The sequence below is a fragment of the Salegentibacter salarius genome, from assembly GCF_900168265.1.
Lineage (GTDB): Bacteria > Bacteroidota > Bacteroidia > Flavobacteriales > Flavobacteriaceae > Salegentibacter > Salegentibacter salarius.
Window position 1 is genome coordinate 42,227 of sequence record NZ_FVZF01000006.1, and the last position, 16,524, is coordinate 58,750.

Consider the following 16,524-nt stretch of genomic DNA (forward strand, 5'->3'; position numbering starts at 1 on the left):
TGAAGAGTGAGAAGTGAATAGTAAAGACCTAATGTTGAGCTGAGAAAAGGAAGAATGAGTGTAATATTAAAAGCAGAAAATATTTCCAAACAATACCGCTTAGGTACCGTTGGCACCGGTAGTTTACAGCATGATATAAACCGATGGTGGCACCAGATTCGTGGAAAAGAAGATCCTTATTTAAAAGTTGGGGGTGTAAACGATAGAAGTGCTAAAGCTACCGAAGATTATGTATGGGCGCTACGTGATATTAATTTTGAAGTAAAACGTGGCGAGGTTTTAGGAATTATAGGGAAAAACGGGGCTGGGAAATCTACTCTATTAAAAATTCTTTCAAGGGTTACTGCGCCTACTACCGGGAGTATAAAAACCAAAGGGAGAATAGCTTCTTTACTGGAAGTAGGAACCGGTTTTCACGGCGAGCTTACCGGCAGAGAAAACATTTTTATGAACGGCGCGGTGCTGGGAATGAACAAAGTTGAAATTAAATCTAAACTAGACGAGATTATCGCGTTTTCCGGTTGTGAAAAATATATAGACACCCCGGTAAAGCGTTACAGCAGTGGGATGACTGTACGTTTGGGCTTTGCAGTAGCGGCACATCTAGAACCTGAGATACTTGTGGTAGATGAGGTTTTGGCCGTGGGTGATGCAGAATTTCAAAAAAAAGCCATTGGGAAAATGCAGGATCTTTCTACTGGGGAGGGAAGAACGGTGCTTTTTGTAAGTCATAATATGGCTAGTGTGAGAAATTTGTGTGATAGAGGAATTGTTTTAGAAAATGGTATGATAAATTATTACGGGGATATTTCAGACTCTATAGAATATTACTTGAAACCGAAAGAAACTATCGAAAGCTCTTTGAAAACTCGTACTGATAGATTAGGAAGTGGTAAAATTAAAGTAGTAGAAGTAGAATTGTATAATAAAGACAATAATAATATTAGCGAAATAATTTCTGGGGATGAGCTATTAGTGAAGATCCATATTGAGAGAAATAGAGAGATTGATTTCTCGAAATTAAAAGTAGGAATTAATTTTGTTGATAGAAATGATAATTTTATAGTTTCTTACATCAATGATGAAATGGGGGTGGATTTTGCTATGCTTGCAGAGCAGGATTATTTCTTTTTAAGAGTACCTAATCTTTTACTCCGGGCAGATAAATATAATATCAGAGTTTTCTTATCTGAAATCGATACGAGAAAAGAAAATTTTTTGGATGTTGTTGAAAATGTATATTCTTTAAGGATATTACCCGGGGATATATGGAAAACGGGAAAAATAAATAGAGCAGGGAATTCTGCCATAATACCAGGTAAATTTTATTTCTAATGAAAAATGAGACTAAAGTTTTAATTTTAGGTATTAATCAGTCCAATTTTCTGGATCCATTATATAGCTCGATTGCTAAAAAAAATTCAAATCTTAACTTCTCTTTAAATTCCTATCGCCAAATAAAGAATGGGACTGCGAAATTTAATTATGCGAAGGTTTATAACACGGAACTAATAAAACTTTCTAATTTTAGTTTTTTTAAAGCAGTTATGAGATTTTCATTTACTAAATTATTTTGGCAGATTCTTCTATTCGAATTATCTCGTAGGTCATCATTTTCCAAAATGAAAAAGCAAATTAAGGATTTTTCAATTTGCAAATTCAAAGTAGATAAATATTTAATACCAAATAATTTTGATATTTATCACTTTCATTTTTGTATTCCAGAGAATTTAATACCCATTTATTTTTTGCCGAAGGAAGCTAAAATAATCTGTTCTTTTTGGGGATCTGATCTTTTGAGGAGGACTGGTTTGTCTAACGTATTCTATGTTTCAAAGGCCTTGAAAAGAGCAAAAAGTATTACAACACAGACTGTAGATTTATCCCAAATTTTACTAGCAAAATATGGAAGGGAGTTTGAAAAGAAAATAAATGTGGTCCCCTTCATACTTGATAGGAGCATTTTTGACCAGATTGATATTATTAAAGAAAAAAAAGCTCAAATAAATACTTTTAAGAGCTCTTATGGAATTGATCTCGAAAAAATTGTGATTGCTATAGGTCATAATGGTTTTGAAGAAAATAATCATTTGAGAATAATTGATGAATTAGAGAAATTACCCGAAGGCCTTTTAGTTAATTGCACATTTGTACTTCACATTTCTTACGGTGGTAATAGTTATTATCATGAAAAATTAAATGCAAAAACTAAAGAAAGTCATTTAAATTTCATTCTTATTGAGAAATTTTTTGAAGTTAAAGAAATGGCAATATTGAGATTAGCTACAGATGTGCTTATTCAAGCACCTATAACCGATGCTTTAAGCGCCGCAATGACTGAAGTGCTCTATTCAGAAAATACCGTTATTACAGGTGGCTGGCTTCCTTATGATATTCTTTTTAGGAATGATATAAATATTTACAGCTTTGATTTTTTTCATCAATTAGGGCCAAGATTATCTGAAATATTGAAAGGTTTTGAAAAATTAAAATCTAAAAATACAGATAACCCTAGAAAGATCAGGAAGTTATTGTTAAGTGAATCAATTACTGATGAATGGGGTCATTTGTTTAATGATAATTCTAAAGAAGAAGTTTGACAAAGTTAATAACAATAATAATTCCTTCATTTAATCGAAGTCATTTACTTGGCGCAACTTTAGATTCCATTTTAGCCCAAACATATCGCCATTGGGAATGTATCGTCGTTGATGACGGATCCTTTGATTACACTTTTGAATTGATGGAATTTTATTGCGCCAAAGATTCCAGGATAAAGTTCTTTTTAAGGCCAGATAATCGTAGAAAAGGAGCTAACGCCTGTAGGAATTATGGTTTTGAAAAGAGTAGAGGAGAATATATACAATGGTTTGATAGTGATGATCTGATGGTGTCAAATTTTCTGGACACTAAGATCAGAGCACTCAATGAATACAATGTTGATTATATAATTTCGAAGACTGCTAATTTTCTTGATAGTAAATTTAAAAAAATCATTTCAAAAAATGAGAATTATTATACTTTTCTAGATTATCCGATTACGGCTTTCAATTATATCACTCAAAAAGTAAACTGGCTTACTCCTGATTTTATGGGATGCCGGGAACTTTGTGAAAAAATTAAATTTCATGAAAGTTTAAATTCTGCACAGGAGCGTAATTTTTTCAGTAAACTTACTTGTTACTCAGTAAATGTAAGAGTTCTTAATGAGTATCTTACTTTACGAAGAATCCATAAAAACTCTATACAATCTAAAGTGAACAGGCAAAATAATTATCGAGTCAAAGAACGTTTTAATTTTTTATACTTCACTTGGCTAGATATCTCAGCGATTAAACCGGGAACAGAGGAGGAGTTCTATTTCTTGGTTCGGTTACTGGAATTGGATGAAAGGAAAATTTTATTTCCTGAAAATTCTCAAAAAATATTTTGTTTGCTTCTAAAACAAAGAAGAATAAAAAAACTTTTTTATTTGATCTTATATATATATACGTATTTCTTAACAGGTGGCGGTTTGATTATAAGGAGAAGATTAAAATATTGTAAGTGATGAATTCGTTAGTTTCTATTATTATTCCAACCTATAATCGAGGTGATTTGATAGTTCAGACTATCCATTCCATTCAGCAGCAAAATTATTCCTTTTGGGAATGTATTGTGGTAGATGATGGTTCAACAGACGATACTTGGAAGATTCTAAAAAAATATACTGAGAAAGACAGCAGGTTCAAATGTTATTTATGTCCTGATTATCGTCCCAAAGGCGCAAATTCCTGTAGAAATTTCGGTTTTGAAAAGTCTACTGGCGATTATATAATCTGGTTTGATAGTGATGATTTGATGACGCCAAATCATATTGAAAATAAGTTACGTCATATAAAACAAAGCGATGTGGATTTCGTGGTAGCCCAAACACAGAATTTTGAAAACGATAAATTGCTTGAGCCTTATGTGTATGATAAGAAAGATTACGGTATTAAAGCTTCTGACTTTATCTTATTAAAAATTCATTGGTACACTTATGATGTATTACTTAAAAGAAAGATTGCCGAAGAAATTAAATGGAATGAACAAATGAAATCCTGGCAGGATTATAATTATTTCTGTAAAATGCTTTTAATAACGGAGAATGGAGATTACCTGGATAAAATTTTGACCCAACGCCGCATTCATTCAGAGTCTATTCAAAAGTCCCTTACAAAAGATGCTAAAAGCTTTAATACAGAGCTGCTGGAGAACCGTTTATTGACTTATAAAGATATTTCAGAAAGAATTGATACCGGAACAAGAAAAGAATTGGTTTTTGGAATGATGAATCTTTGTTTTGAATTGGCGAAAATGAGAATAGCATCTCCATATATAAAAGAGATTGAGCAGATGGTGAAAGATCAATTAGGAGTTGCTTCCAAAGCGTACTTTAAAATGGCGGTAATAACTGCCAGCTTAAGCAAAAAAGGGCATTATTTTTTAAATAAAGCTAAAGGAAAATAACCGGTTAAAACTTCGACAGGCTCAGTTTGACGCTAATTCAGTTTAAAAGCTCCTTATCAATTTCATCTAAAATTTCAGTATCTCGCTCAATATCAAACTTCCTTGCGAACAAATGATTTTTAGAAGCTTCTTTTAGTTCATCAAAATCTTCTTTTAGAAAAGTTATCGGAAGAGGTCCTGAAGGTCTTTCCCAGTTAACATAAGTTAGGGATCTTTTTATATCAAAATGTTTCTCCTTTTGAAGAAAGGCAATTATACTGTGAAAAAAAATTTCATCTGGAGCCAGAGTATATTTATGGTATTTTAAATATTCAGGATGGGTATTATGAAAACTCAAGATTCTATTTACAATTTCTATAGGAAGGGCCCACCACTGGCCGCCGCCAAAAGGTTCTAACAGGTCAGGAAATTTCCTTTTCTTAAAAATATTAAAAACTTTACGCCATCTACCAGTTTTCCTTAAGAAATTTATCTTTCCAAAGGTTTCCCAAGAATAGAATTCTCTATCGAATATTGAAGGAAGCATTAGAAAGTGTTTGCGTTGTGACGATTTATTTATTTTATATTTGTTTAACCGGGGCAATCCACCATTTTCCCAACCAGGATGTGGAATTTTGAATAGACTGATAAAACTTTTTCCATAATTTCTTTTCAAAAAATCATAAATGTATTGATTGCTTGTTATTGGATAATCCTGAGCACTTAAAAGGATGCTGTATCCGTTTCTTTGATCTTCAGAAACTTGATTCATGAGTTCTAAAGTTGCGGTTACCATACTAACATCTCCCCAATGTATTTTTTTTCTCTTCCTAAGAGGAACAAATTTCAGATTTTGATAGCTCATTAATATTTTCTCAAATAATAATTGATTTGCTTTCTTATCGATATGGATGTAAAAATAAACATCAGGTTCATTCAGGTGTCTAACCAATCGCAATAATTGTTTTGGATTATTATGGGCTAAAATAAGATAGTTGATATTCATGATGTGTAAAAATTTAAAAAAGCTATTATCTCCTTTCAGTAAATGATGCTTTTTAGCCTAACTATTGTTATAATTGTAGAAGAGAATTATCACGTCATTATTCTATTTCAAGTGCTAATTTTATAGATTAAAGAAACATAAAAGCCTTAAAATAATTTGCAAAAATGGATTTCAAAAACAAAAGTATACTATTAATTCTACATGCGGGTGTTCTTGGCGGTGCTGAAAGACAAGGTTTAGGGCTTGGAAGAATTTTAGTTGAACAGTATAATTGTGAGGTCTATTTATTATTGACTCATTCAGAGAAAACTTCTGCTGAATTTAGAGATTTCGCAAAAAAGTGTCATATAAAAGCTGTTTTTCATTTTGGTGAACCCTATATTGTTTTTAAGAAGGAGTTTAATATTAAAAATTTGAAGCGATTAGTTTGGTCTTCAAAATATTTACTAAGAATGAGAAAAGGCTTAATGCCGTATAGAATAGATTTCATTTTTCCTTTTCTTAATTTTCCTAGTAAAATAGCCTTTTATCTATATAAACTGCTCCCCACTGTTAAATTTACTTTCTGGCATCAATTAGGATTGGATGTATTTAAAGATGATGTTTTTGAGAAGTTGGCTGCAAGATATACTCCCTGTGTTATAGCTAATGCTCCAAACGGGATTGAACTTTTTCGCGAGGCGCATAGGCTGGAGAATAAAAGAGCTTTTGTTTTACCTCAATTTCTAACAATGAATTATCAAAATTTTTCAAAAGAGGAAATAAGACAAAAGTATGACATATCGCAAGATAGTGTTGTTATAGGCATGGTTTCACATTATCGACCGGACAAGAAGCATCATTTATTATTAGAAGCATTTTTTGAACTAAGTGAAAAATTTCAGAATGTAACTTTAGTTTTTCTCGGCTATAGAGGGGCTAATCCGGTCACTCAAGAAAAATTTGATAAAATTGTAAATAAGGTTAATAGGAAAAATGTACATAATAAGGTGCTCGTTTTATCAGAAAAGCCTGTAGAAGAAATACTCTCTATGATGGATATAGGCGTTTTGGTTTCAGAAGTTGAAGGTACACCCAATGTGGTAATGGAATACATGTTGTACAAATTGCCGGTTGTTGCATCCAGACATCCTGGATGTGTCGGACTACTTGAAAACTCTTCTTTTTTAATAAAGAATGATATTAATGAACTGAAAAGTGCTTTAACAAGTTTAATTGATTCTGAAGATTTAAGGATAAAGGAGGGCTTAAAAAATAGAAAAATTATAGATGGTTTTACCCCAGAAAATTATATGATAAAGCTTAATGGAATTATGAATAAAATGATCAATTAATTTAATGGATTGTATTCCAAATATCTCTGTAATTCTACCTGTATTTAATGGAGAAACTTTTTTAGAAGAAGCTATTGAAAGCTGTTTGAAACAAACTTGGAAAAATTTTGAGTTGATAATTGTTGATGATTGTTCAAGTGATAATAGTCTGAAAATTGCAACATACTACGCAAATTTCGATCAAAGAATAAAAATCATATCCAATAGCACTAATAAAAAACTTCCTGCAAGTCTTAATATTGGGCATCATTCTGCCACCGGAAAATACTTAACTTGGACTTCAGATGACAATATATTGAAGGGTAATATGTTGGAAGTATTATTGGATAATATGATTAAAAATAAGGCTGATTTAGTTTTTTCGGATTATGATATTATTGAAGAAGACGGGAGATATAGGCGAACCCAGGAATTAGGCCCTGTTAGTGGGTTGCTTTTTGGAAATACTATAGGTGCAAGTTTTTTATACAAGAAAAAAGTTTTTGAAAACCTGAGCGGTTTTGATGAAGATTTATATACTTTAGAAGATTATGATTTCTGGCTACGAGCTTCAATTAAATTTAAACTTCATCATATAAGGGAGTCGTTATATTTATATCGAATACATAGAAATAACCTAACCTCTATTGTTGATGAAGATCCAGAAATAAAGAGGATTTTTGGGAATAAGCATAAGATCGTTTACGAAAAAATTTCTAATATCTTAGGCTGGTCAGAATCTACAATAAGATTCTTATATATGAGTAGGGGGTTTGAAAGCTGGGATATGGAGTTTTTTAAAAATAATTTTAGTACGATTAAAAATGATTTGGGGAAATTTCAAGCAAGAGTTAATGCAAATGATAAAGGAAAAATTTTTCAAAAAATGGATATGCTTTTAAGACATGTCATATTAAATAATCCTTTAGATAAGAAATACATAGCCTGGCTTTTATTCAGAAGGCCCGGAATTCTTTTTGATCCACATTATAGTAAAAAGACTAGTCTAAAAATTTTAAAGAAATACGTTGATTACAACTAATTATAAAGTTACTATACTTCTCGCTGCTCATAACCGGGCTCATTTAATAGAAGAGACTTTAGATTCTATAGTTGCCCAAACCTATAAGAATTGGGAATGTATAATCGTAGATGATCATTCTGAAGATAATACGAGGGAAGTTGTTCGGGATTATGAAAAAAAAGATTCAAGATTTTCTTACTATTTAAAAACTGAAAAATATAAAAAGGGTCTTTCCGGAACTAGAAATTGTAGTTTAGATCTTGCCAAGGAGCGAGGAGCAGAGTATGTCCAGTTTTTTGATGACGATGATATAATGCATCCAGAAAAAATAGAAATTCAAATATTACCTTTTCAGGATAATTCTTCCTTGGGTTTTACTGTTTGCCAATATTTAGGTTTTTCAGATCGTAAAGAGATTGATTTTAATAGTATGATTTCAGATATACCTATAAATTCAAATAATCTTGCCAATGATTTTTTATTCTCTAGAATTAGAATCAATTCTGCAGGCCCCCTATTTAAATTAAAATTGTTTAAATCAGAAATTTTTGACGAAGAACTCAGATATGGAGAAGAATGGGAGTTGTTCAATAGGATATTTTTTAAATATCAGCCGGAATTTGTGTCTATTAATAAATGTTTATTTTATTATCGTAGTCATAATAATTCAATAACTGGAAAGACTGAAACACAACCTGAGAAGATAGGAACTCAAATAATAATAATACAAAAATTATGGAATTTTTTAAAGAAAAATGATTTGCTTACTGATGTAAATATTACTTATTTTCTAAACCATTTTCTTTTTCAGTATAATAACAGGGAATCCATAATCGATATTAAATGTTACCTCAAGAAGGAAGGAAAATTGCCAGTTATAGAAAAATATAAATATGAATTACTAATTTTTGTGCATAATTTTTATTTGCGAGTAATGAAATTTTTACTGTTCAGAATAAAATTTTAATAACGATTTATGCATAAAATTAATAAACTTTCATTGTGTTTGTTACTTAAAGTATATGATAGCACTAAAAGCTACAAAATTCGGAAAATCATAAAGCAGTATTTAGAAGGGAAAGACGTTGAAATTAAGTATAAGAACGTCCGATTCAAGGTTAGGACTGCTTCCTCTATTGAATTCCTTCTAATTTTCAAAGAATACAATGAAACTAATATTATAGCAATTATTCAATATTTAGCACGCAGGTCGTATTCTTTTATTGATATAGGAGCAAACATTGGAATTCATTCCCTTATGGCTTCTAAAGCCAATCCTGATATCAAAATTTATTCTTTTGAACCAGAACCCTCTAATTATAATCGCTTCACTGAAAACATTAGGCTTAATTCTTTTGCTAATAATGTAACCACTTTTAATCTTGGACTGAGAGATGAAATTGGATCAAAAATTCTTAATATTAATGGTGCTAATAATAAAGGAAAACATTCCTTAAAAAGAAATTTTGGATCTGAAAACACTCAAATGCCAATTTCCATTGAAAGGCTAGACTCCTTCAAAAATCTCATTTTACCAGTTAACTCGTTGTTGATAAAAATTGATGTCGAAGGATTTGAAATGGAAGTATTAGATGGTGCAGTAAAATTTCTAAAACCGGTAGATGAAATAGTTATAATAATTGAATTACTTGAAGAAATAAATACACTGCAAGGTTGTCGACAAATTTACGATCGATTAAAATTCGAAAACTTTGATGTTTGCTATAAAGTTACTGAAAATGGAATTCATTCTGTGACAGAATATTCTTCTTCGGGAGATTATTTATTTCTGAAAGAAAATGAATCCAAAAGAATTTTTAATGAATTTCTAGTATGAGAGAAGGGGTTAATCCGGAAAAATTTAAGGATGAAAGAAATGTTCAGAAATTTCATCGAATAATTGTACCAATATTTATTCCTAATAGCCAAGAAGAATATTATAAAGGAAGTTTTGAAGTCGTTAAGACCTGTCTTACGTCCCTTTCTAAAACAATTAATTACGAAACAACAGCAATAACTATTATTAATAATGCATCTTCACCTATAGTTACAGAATTCTTGACATCTTGCCTTAACTTAGGTTTAATTGATAAGCTGATTTCTTATTCGGAAAATCGAGGAAAGGTATATACGGTATTCGCAGAGGCCAGAGGATCTTATGAATCATTTATTACTATTGCTGATGCAGATGTTCTGTTTTTCGAAGGCTGGGAAAGTGCGGTTTTCGATATTTATAAGACTTTTCCGAAAAGTGGGGTAGTTTCGCCACTTCCATTACAAAATTTGGCGTTTAATAAAAATAATTCTGTTTTTTTTGATAATTTTCTATCAAATAAAATCAGATATGAAAAGGTTGTTTCTGATAAGGACTGTGAGTTATTTTTAAAGGGTATGGGTAATACTGCCTTATTAAAAAGAAATAATCGCACTTACTCCTGGAAGGAAAAACAGTATTTTTTAAAGAAGAAAGTAAATGCCGTACTGGGAGCAGGACATTTTGTGGCAACTTATAGAAAGGAAGTGTTTAAGGCAAATCTTCCTTTCCCAGTTTGGAAATTTAAAAATGGCTTCGAAGATCTTTATCTTGACGAACCCACAGACAAATTCGGTTGGTATCGTTTGTCTACTTCAAAATCATTTGCATATCATCTTGGCAATAGGGTGGATAATATTTCTGAAAACATGACCTTTGAAGGAATACGTAAATTAGATAAAAATATATTTGCTGAAATTGATACTCCTCAAAAATCTAAAGTGCCCTATTCAATAAAAAAATATTTTTTCAGAGTATTAAAAAAGTTCTGGAAACTTTAATCCAAAAAATTAATTCTTATCCTATTTTGAAAACTTCTTTTAGTAAATCATTTTGAAACTCCTCCTTTGTTTTGGTACCCGTCCCGAAGCCATAAAAATGGCTCCTATTATTCATGAGTGCAAGAGAAGAAATATTTCTTTTAAAGTTTGTGTTACCGCACAACATCGCGAAATGCTGGATCAGGTACTGGATTTTTTTGAAATTCAGCCTGATTATGATCTCAATCTTATGAAGGCTGGGCAATCTTTAAATAGTTTAAGTGCAGCTATTTTTAATAAATTCGATCAAGTATTGGAATTGGAGCAACCAGATCTGTTGCTTGTGCACGGAGATACGACCACAGCTTCTATGATTTCCCAGGTTGCCTTTCATAGGCAGATAAAAATAGGACATGTGGAAGCAGGTTTACGCACTTATAATAAAAGTTCCCCCTTTCCCGAAGAGATAAACCGTCAAATTATAGGGAAAATAGCCGATTTTCATTTTGTTCCTACGATTAATGCAAAAAATAATTTGTTAAGTGAACAGGTTCCGTTAGAACAAATTATACTTACGGGGAATAGTGTTGTAGATGCTTTGGAGTGGGCAGGTGTGAAAATAGAAAGAATAGGTTTGCCTCAGGAAATTCATAACATTCAGACCTGCCTTGATCCCAAAAAGAAATTAATTCTTATTACAGGCCATCGCAGGGAGAACTTCGGGAAGGGCTTGGAAGAAATTTGTGAAGCACTATTAGAACTATCCCAGAATACTGATATTGAGTTGGTATTTCCAATGCATCTTAATCCAAAAGTAACATCCACAGTAGAGAAAACCTTAAAAGATAAACCTAATATTCATCTTATCGCTCCTGTTTCTTATCCATCTCTACTATGGTTAATGAAGAAATCAATATTTATAATTTCCGATTCGGGTGGTATTCAGGAGGAAGCTCCTGCATTTGGAAAGCCGGTTATAGTAACAAGAAATGTCTCAGAGAGAATGGAAGGGGTAGAGGCAGGATTTTCTTTTTTAACAGGAACTAGTAAAACCAAAATCTTAAAAGAAGCAAACCAAATTATTGGTCAACCACCAAATTTTGAAGGAAAGAAAAATCCTTATGGAGATGGAAAGGCTGCTCAAAGAATAGTAGCATTTCTGGCGAGTCTGGCAAGAAGTTCTTCTAATGAATGATAATAATTATGGTATGGTCTATTTGGCTTGTTGCGGTCTCGGCAAATACATATCTTTATCCCAAATTTTTACACTAGTTGAAACCATCTTCCTTAAAAAAAATTTTAGTAGTCGCCGAATCTATAGATGTAGAAGATAGTAGTGGTTCTAAAGCTAACGTAGCACTGATTAAAAACTTAAAAAGTTCAGGATTTGAGGTATTGGTTTATCATTATACCAGGAAAGTAATAAGTCTGGGGTCTATTCCCTGTAGGGCCATTAAAGAAAATAGGAAAAGTTTGCTTTTTTATTTAAGCCGGTTACAACGAAAACTTCAGCATACTTTTAATTGGAACCTGGCAAAATATTTAGAACCGCGGTTTGGATTCTCTTTTACTTTTTTTAATGATAGCAAAAGTATAACAGAAGCTCTAAGAAAAGATAAAAACTTTCAACCTGACCTAGTGATAACTTTAAGTAAAGGGGCTAGCTTTAGGCCTCACCATGCTTTATTAGCAATTCCTGAATTACATGATATGTGGTTTGCATATATTCACGATCCTTATCCTTTTCATTATTATCCGGAACCTTATAACTGGAGCGAGCCGGGTTATCAAAAGAAAATTGAATTTTTTAAGGAAGTAGCAGATAAGTGTCAATGGGCAGGATATCCTTCTTTACATTTAGCCACATGGATGGAAGATCATTTTCCGGTTTTTAAAGGGAAAAGAATGATTATACCGCATCAGTTAAATAATGAAAATGATCTTACTGTAACTTTACCTTCGTGGTTTGATCCTGAAAAATTTAATCTTTTGCACGCTGGAAATTTAATGAAACAAAGAGATCCTTTTCCACTAATTGATGGGTTTCGAAAATTCTTGGAAGGAAATCCACAGGCCAGAAAAGACGCTCGTTTATTATTAGTAGGAAGTGCTTCTCATCATTTATCCCGATTGATTAAAACGGAGAAGGAAATTCAAGAATTATTTATTAGCAAAGGCTACGTGCCTTACGATCTTGTGCTTAAATTACAAAAGGAGACTGTTGTAAATATAATTTTGGAATCAATTGCTGAGCAAAGTCCTTTTTTACCGGGAAAATTCCCGCATTGTATAGAAGCTAATAAGCCTATTCTACATCTGGGACCTGAGAAAAGCGAAGTGAGAAGATTGTTGGGTCCAGATTACGAACTTTGTGCTGAAGCAGATGATATAAATGGAATTACAAAAAGAATTGAAGAACTATATTTCAAGTGGAAGGATAATCTGGAAACTATGGCCTTAGGTAGGAATGATATCCAGCTTCACTTATCTGCTGAAAATCTAAAGATTCAAATAGATAAAATAATTTAAGAATGGAGGCTTCTGTATTAATTGTTTCTAAAGATAGATTTTCAGAACTTCAGAAGACCTTAAAAATCCTGCACGATTATTTAAATTTGAAGGATCAAGAAATCTTAGTTTTTTTGGATGGATGTATAGATGAGTCTGAAAAGCTAATTAAACTTTTCCCATTTGTAAAGTGGGAGATTTCCCCTGAAACTTTGGGGGCATCCAGGGCGAGAAATATTCTTTATAAAAAGGCAAAGGGCAAGATATTATTTGGACTTGATGACGATGCTCATCCATTGCATAAAGATTTTATCAGGATTTCAAATGAAATTTTCACCAATAATACGAAAGTTGGAATTATAGCATTTAAAGAGATAAGAGGCATTTTTGCGACAGATGATGATATTCCTGATTCTTTAAAGCAAAAGAAAGTGGATTATCTTGTCAAAGATTTTTTAGGTTGCGGTTTTGCTATTAGAAGTGAAGTTTATAATAAAACACGAGGTTTTCCAGTGTGGATTGATATTTACGGCGAAGAAGTTTGTGTAGCATTAGAAACACTGGAATTAGGTTATGATATTTTATTTACACATCAAATTGTGGTAAATCACCGTACTCAAAAGCAGAAAAAGAATATTAATGGAGCCAATTACTTCAGGTTTGGGAAACAATTAAAAAATACAGCTTCTTTCTACCTGGTTTATTATCCTTTTCCACTATTATTGAAAAAAGTTCTAAGATTATACGTTTTGAATTTTCGGAAGTATGCCTTGAAAGATTTACAATTTTTTAAAAAATATTTATTCTCTTTAATTGAATTGATTTGGAATCTTCCGCAAATACTCAAAAATAGAAAACCAGTAGGTAGGTCTGTTATAGTTAAATTTAATGGTCTTAGAAACCCAGAATATTAAACGGATTTTATCATCTTAAAAAATGAAAACTATAGCGATAATCCCGGCTCGTTCCGGTTCTAAAAGATTACCGGGGAAAAACAAAAAGTTATTGGGCAGAGTGCCATTGATTGTGCATAGTATAAAATATGCAAAACAGCACGGGAGTATTATTGATAAAATTATAGTCTCTACTGATGATACTGATATAAAAGCTATAGCACTTTCTGAAGGAGTTGAAGTAATTGATCGTCCTGCGGAAATTGCAGGGGATGAGGCTACTACACTTTCCGCTTTACAACACGTATTAGCGAATACAAAAGAGGATGTAGAAAATATATTTTTATTACAGCCTACTAACCCATTAAGACCGGAAAATCTATTGGAAAATGCTTTTAAGGAGTTTTCCAAGGGTAAATACGAAAGTCTTATGACGGTAAGCAGAAGCTATCAGAAATTTGGGAGAATTAGAAACAACCAATTTGTTCCTTTTAATTATAAGATGGGACAGAGAAGTCAGGATCTAGAACCGCTCTATTTTGAAAATGGTTTGCTTTATATCATAAAAGCCTCTTTAATAAGACAGGATAAATTATTAGGAGAAAATAACTTTCCGTTTATTGTAGATCATCTATTTTCCAAAGTTGATATAGATGAAAAAGAAGATTTTGAATATGCAGAATTCTTACTAAACAGAACAGAGAATTAATGAATCCATTTTTAGAAATAGCCGGCCGTAAAATAGGACTTGATTATCCGCCTCTTGTAATTGCCGAAATAGGTATTAATCACGAAGGCTCACTTCAAGTAGCTAAAGAAATGGTAGATGCTGCCCAGAGAGCAGGTGTGGAAATGATAAAGCATCAAACTCATATTGTTGAAGATGAGATGAGCAGTGAGGCAAAAAAAGTAATACCGGGGAACGCCGATATTTCTATTTATGAAATTATGGAACGTTGTTCTTTAAACGAAAAAGATGAGCTGGCACTAAAAAACTATGTGGAAAATAAAGGCATGATTTTTATTTCCACTCCATTTTCCAGGGCTGCAGCCAATAGACTTGAAAATTTTAATGTACCGGCATATAAAATAGGTAGTGGGGAATGCAATAACTATCCATTACTTGAGCATATTGCTGGTTTTGGAAAACCTGTAATTTTAAGTACAGGGATGAATAGTTTAAAAAGTATAGAAAAAGCCGTTCGGATATTTGATGATAAAAAAGTGCCGGTAGCTTTACTACATACCACCAATCTTTATCCTACTCCTGCTCATTTAGTGAGATTTGGAGCGTTTCAGCAACTAAAAGAAGCATTTCCGGAAAAAGTTGTGGGACTTTCAGATCATACTTTAAATAACAATGCCTGCCTTGGAGCAGTAGCTTTAGGAGCATCCATCCTTGAAAGACATTTTACCGACCATATGAACAGAACGGGCCCTGATATTAATTGCAGTATGGATGAAAAGGCCTGTGGGGCACTTCTTAAAGATGCCACAGAGATTGCGCTGATGCGAGGTGGTGAAAAAAAAGCAGCTAAAGAAGAGCAGGTCACTATCGATTTTGCTTTCGCCAGTGTTTGTACTATTGCACCTGTAAAAAAAGGAGAATATTTTTCTAAAGAAAATATATGGGTTAAACGACCCGGCAAAGGAGGAATCTCAGCTGAACAGTATAGTAAGGTGCTAGGTAAAAAGGCGAAACATGACATTAAATCTAATGTTCAGGTAAAACGGGAAGATATTGTAAATGGGTCTTCGACAAGCTAAGACTGACGATGTCACGTAGCGGTTGCATTGAGGTCGTCACACTGAGCCTGTCGAAGTGTGTTTGTTAAGTTGGAATTTTTATTTTATGGTATTCTAATTCTAAATCGAGGGATTTTAAAGAAAATTGAAGGTGTTAAATAGGTCTTCGATAAGCTCAGACTGACGGGGTAACTCAGACTACAGCGGTGTTTCATTGAGTACGGAATCATATTATTTTGGATATGAAAAAGTTTTATGTTTATATAGTTGAGTGTAGTGATGATTCTTTTTATACGGGGGTTACCTCCAGGCTTCAAAAGCGAATAGATGAGCATAATGCCGGCTTACATCCTAAAGCTTATACCTATAGTAGAAGGCCGGTGAGTCTAAAATGGGTTCAAGAATTTAATGATTCCTTTTCAGCTTTTTTAGTAGAAAAACAGATTAAAGGATGGAGTCGGAGGAAGAAACTTGCATTGATTGAGCAGGATTGGGATAAATTGGTTAAATATTCGAGAAATTATACGGAATATGGGAAGGATGGTTCTTCGACAAGCTCAGACTGACGGTAGCTTTTAGCTGATGCATCGAAACCGTCACACTGAGCTTGTCGAAGTGTGGTTAGGAGTTGAGATTTTGTTTTGTTTAAGTTCGATCTGTTGAATATTTAATTTAAAAAGAGCTGAGGGGTTTTAAAGGTTCTTCGACAGGCTCAGACTGACTTGGTGGTTGCTTTTAAAACTACTATAATTGAATTAGGATAAATTTTAA

At 32.5% G+C, this 16,524-nt stretch carries 16 protein-coding genes; 15 read left to right on the forward strand and 1 reads right to left on the reverse strand.

Translation table 11 applies throughout. The annotated features are described in order from the left end of the window. The first annotated feature begins 54 nt into the window (after positions 1 to 54). From B5440_RS05145 to B5440_RS05160, 4 genes are read left to right on the forward strand one after another with little or no spacing between them, the layout of a single operon-like run. Positions 55 to 1,335, forward strand: a complete 1,281-nt coding sequence (locus B5440_RS05145) for an ABC transporter ATP-binding protein (RefSeq protein ID WP_070055076.1) — start codon at positions 55 to 57, stop codon at positions 1,333 to 1,335. Then, complete coding sequence (locus B5440_RS05150; RefSeq protein ID WP_070055075.1) at positions 1,335 to 2,600, forward strand: glycosyltransferase family protein; 1,266 nt, start codon at positions 1,335 to 1,337, stop codon at positions 2,598 to 2,600. The genes B5440_RS05145 and B5440_RS05150 overlap by 1 nt, the downstream gene beginning before the upstream one ends. Further along, entirely contained in the window at positions 2,597 to 3,550 is a 954-nt protein-coding gene (locus B5440_RS05155) for a glycosyltransferase family 2 protein (protein WP_079711079.1), read from the forward strand. The genes B5440_RS05150 and B5440_RS05155 overlap by 4 nt, the downstream gene beginning before the upstream one ends. Continuing rightward, positions 3,550 to 4,491: a glycosyltransferase family 2 protein gene (locus B5440_RS05160; RefSeq protein ID WP_070055073.1), complete on the forward strand. Its 942-nt coding sequence runs from the start codon at positions 3,550 to 3,552 to the stop codon at positions 4,489 to 4,491. The genes B5440_RS05155 and B5440_RS05160 overlap by 1 nt, the downstream gene beginning before the upstream one ends. A gap of 37 nt (positions 4,492 to 4,528) precedes the next feature. Here B5440_RS05160 and B5440_RS05165 read toward each other — a convergent pair whose 3' ends face one another. Further along, complete coding sequence (locus B5440_RS05165) at positions 4,529 to 5,476, reverse strand: beta-1,6-N-acetylglucosaminyltransferase (RefSeq protein ID WP_070055072.1); 948 nt, start codon at positions 5,474 to 5,476, stop codon at positions 4,529 to 4,531. Between the two features lie 164 nt (positions 5,477 to 5,640). On the opposite strand from B5440_RS05165, the gene B5440_RS05170 reads away from it, so the two are divergent. The 11 genes from B5440_RS05170 (at position 5,641) to B5440_RS05220 (ending at position 16,319) form a co-directional block, all read left to right on the forward strand. Next, the gene (locus B5440_RS05170; protein WP_070055071.1) at positions 5,641 to 6,810 is read left to right on the forward strand and encodes a glycosyltransferase family 4 protein; all 1,170 of its coding nucleotides are present in this window, start codon (positions 5,641 to 5,643) and stop codon (positions 6,808 to 6,810) included. Between the two features lie 4 nt (positions 6,811 to 6,814). After that, the gene (locus B5440_RS05175) at positions 6,815 to 7,831 is read left to right on the forward strand and encodes a glycosyltransferase family 2 protein (RefSeq protein ID WP_070055070.1); all 1,017 of its coding nucleotides are present in this window, start codon (positions 6,815 to 6,817) and stop codon (positions 7,829 to 7,831) included. Beyond that, positions 7,818 to 8,780: a glycosyltransferase family 2 protein gene (locus B5440_RS05180; protein WP_070055069.1), complete on the forward strand. Its 963-nt coding sequence runs from the start codon at positions 7,818 to 7,820 to the stop codon at positions 8,778 to 8,780. The genes B5440_RS05175 and B5440_RS05180 overlap by 14 nt, the downstream gene beginning before the upstream one ends. A gap of 9 nt (positions 8,781 to 8,789) precedes the next feature. After that, positions 8,790 to 9,650 carry an FkbM family methyltransferase gene (locus B5440_RS05185; protein WP_070055068.1) on the forward strand — a complete coding sequence of 287 codons (861 nt, stop codon included), beginning with the start codon at positions 8,790 to 8,792 and terminating at the stop codon, positions 9,648 to 9,650. Beyond that, a complete protein-coding gene (locus B5440_RS05190; RefSeq protein ID WP_070055067.1) occupies positions 9,647 to 10,627 on the forward strand; it encodes a glycosyltransferase family A protein in 981 nt (326 codons plus the stop codon). Before B5440_RS05185 ends, B5440_RS05190 begins: the two co-directional genes overlap by 4 nt. A gap of 52 nt (positions 10,628 to 10,679) precedes the next feature. After that, positions 10,680 to 11,801: a non-hydrolyzing UDP-N-acetylglucosamine 2-epimerase gene (gene wecB, locus B5440_RS05195; protein ID WP_317039384.1), complete on the forward strand. Its 1,122-nt coding sequence runs from the start codon at positions 10,680 to 10,682 to the stop codon at positions 11,799 to 11,801. 77 nt (positions 11,802 to 11,878) lie between these two features. After that, positions 11,879 to 13,135 carry a glycosyltransferase family protein gene (locus B5440_RS05200; protein WP_070055065.1) on the forward strand — a complete coding sequence of 419 codons (1,257 nt, stop codon included), beginning with the start codon at positions 11,879 to 11,881 and terminating at the stop codon, positions 13,133 to 13,135. A gap of 2 nt (positions 13,136 to 13,137) precedes the next feature. Then, positions 13,138 to 14,028, forward strand: a complete 891-nt coding sequence (locus tag B5440_RS05205) for a glycosyltransferase family 2 protein (RefSeq protein WP_070055064.1) — start codon at positions 13,138 to 13,140, stop codon at positions 14,026 to 14,028. A gap of 22 nt (positions 14,029 to 14,050) precedes the next feature. Beyond that, entirely contained in the window at positions 14,051 to 14,716 is a 666-nt protein-coding gene (locus B5440_RS05210; protein ID WP_070055063.1) for an acylneuraminate cytidylyltransferase family protein, read from the forward strand. Then, complete coding sequence (locus tag B5440_RS05215) at positions 14,716 to 15,774, forward strand: N-acetylneuraminate synthase family protein (RefSeq protein ID WP_070055062.1); 1,059 nt, start codon at positions 14,716 to 14,718, stop codon at positions 15,772 to 15,774. The genes B5440_RS05210 and B5440_RS05215 overlap by 1 nt, the downstream gene beginning before the upstream one ends. Positions 15,775 to 15,995: 221 nt before the next feature. After that, positions 15,996 to 16,319 (forward strand): GIY-YIG nuclease family protein, encoded by a 324-nt coding sequence (locus B5440_RS05220; protein ID WP_070055061.1) that lies wholly within the window; start codon positions 15,996 to 15,998, stop codon positions 16,317 to 16,319. The last annotated feature ends 205 nt before the right edge of the window (positions 16,320 to 16,524 follow it).

Excerpts from the sequence above, each read along its gene's own strand:
- B5440_RS05215 (WP_070055062.1), top strand. The coding sequence starts at position 14,716 with ATGAATCCATTTTTAGAAATAGCCGGCCGTAAAATAGGACTTGATTAT.
- B5440_RS05175 (WP_070055070.1), top strand. The coding sequence starts at position 6,815 with ATGGATTGTATTCCAAATATCTCTGTAATTCTACCTGTATTTAATGGA.
- B5440_RS05165 (WP_070055072.1), bottom strand. The coding sequence starts at position 5,476 with ATGAATATCAACTATCTTATTTTAGCCCATAATAATCCAAAACAATTA.
- B5440_RS05145 (WP_070055076.1), top strand. The coding sequence starts at position 55 with ATGAGTGTAATATTAAAAGCAGAAAATATTTCCAAACAATACCGCTTA.
- B5440_RS05160 (WP_070055073.1), top strand. The coding sequence starts at position 3,550 with ATGAATTCGTTAGTTTCTATTATTATTCCAACCTATAATCGAGGTGAT.
- B5440_RS05220 (WP_070055061.1), top strand. The coding sequence starts at position 15,996 with ATGAAAAAGTTTTATGTTTATATAGTTGAGTGTAGTGATGATTCTTTT.
- B5440_RS05185 (WP_070055068.1), top strand. The coding sequence starts at position 8,790 with ATGCATAAAATTAATAAACTTTCATTGTGTTTGTTACTTAAAGTATAT.
- B5440_RS05170 (WP_070055071.1), top strand. The coding sequence starts at position 5,641 with ATGGATTTCAAAAACAAAAGTATACTATTAATTCTACATGCGGGTGTT.
- B5440_RS05205 (WP_070055064.1), top strand. The coding sequence starts at position 13,138 with ATGGAGGCTTCTGTATTAATTGTTTCTAAAGATAGATTTTCAGAACTT.
- B5440_RS05210 (WP_070055063.1), top strand. The coding sequence starts at position 14,051 with ATGAAAACTATAGCGATAATCCCGGCTCGTTCCGGTTCTAAAAGATTA.
- B5440_RS05150 (WP_070055075.1), top strand. The coding sequence starts at position 1,335 with ATGAAAAATGAGACTAAAGTTTTAATTTTAGGTATTAATCAGTCCAAT.
- B5440_RS05190 (WP_070055067.1), top strand. The coding sequence starts at position 9,647 with ATGAGAGAAGGGGTTAATCCGGAAAAATTTAAGGATGAAAGAAATGTT.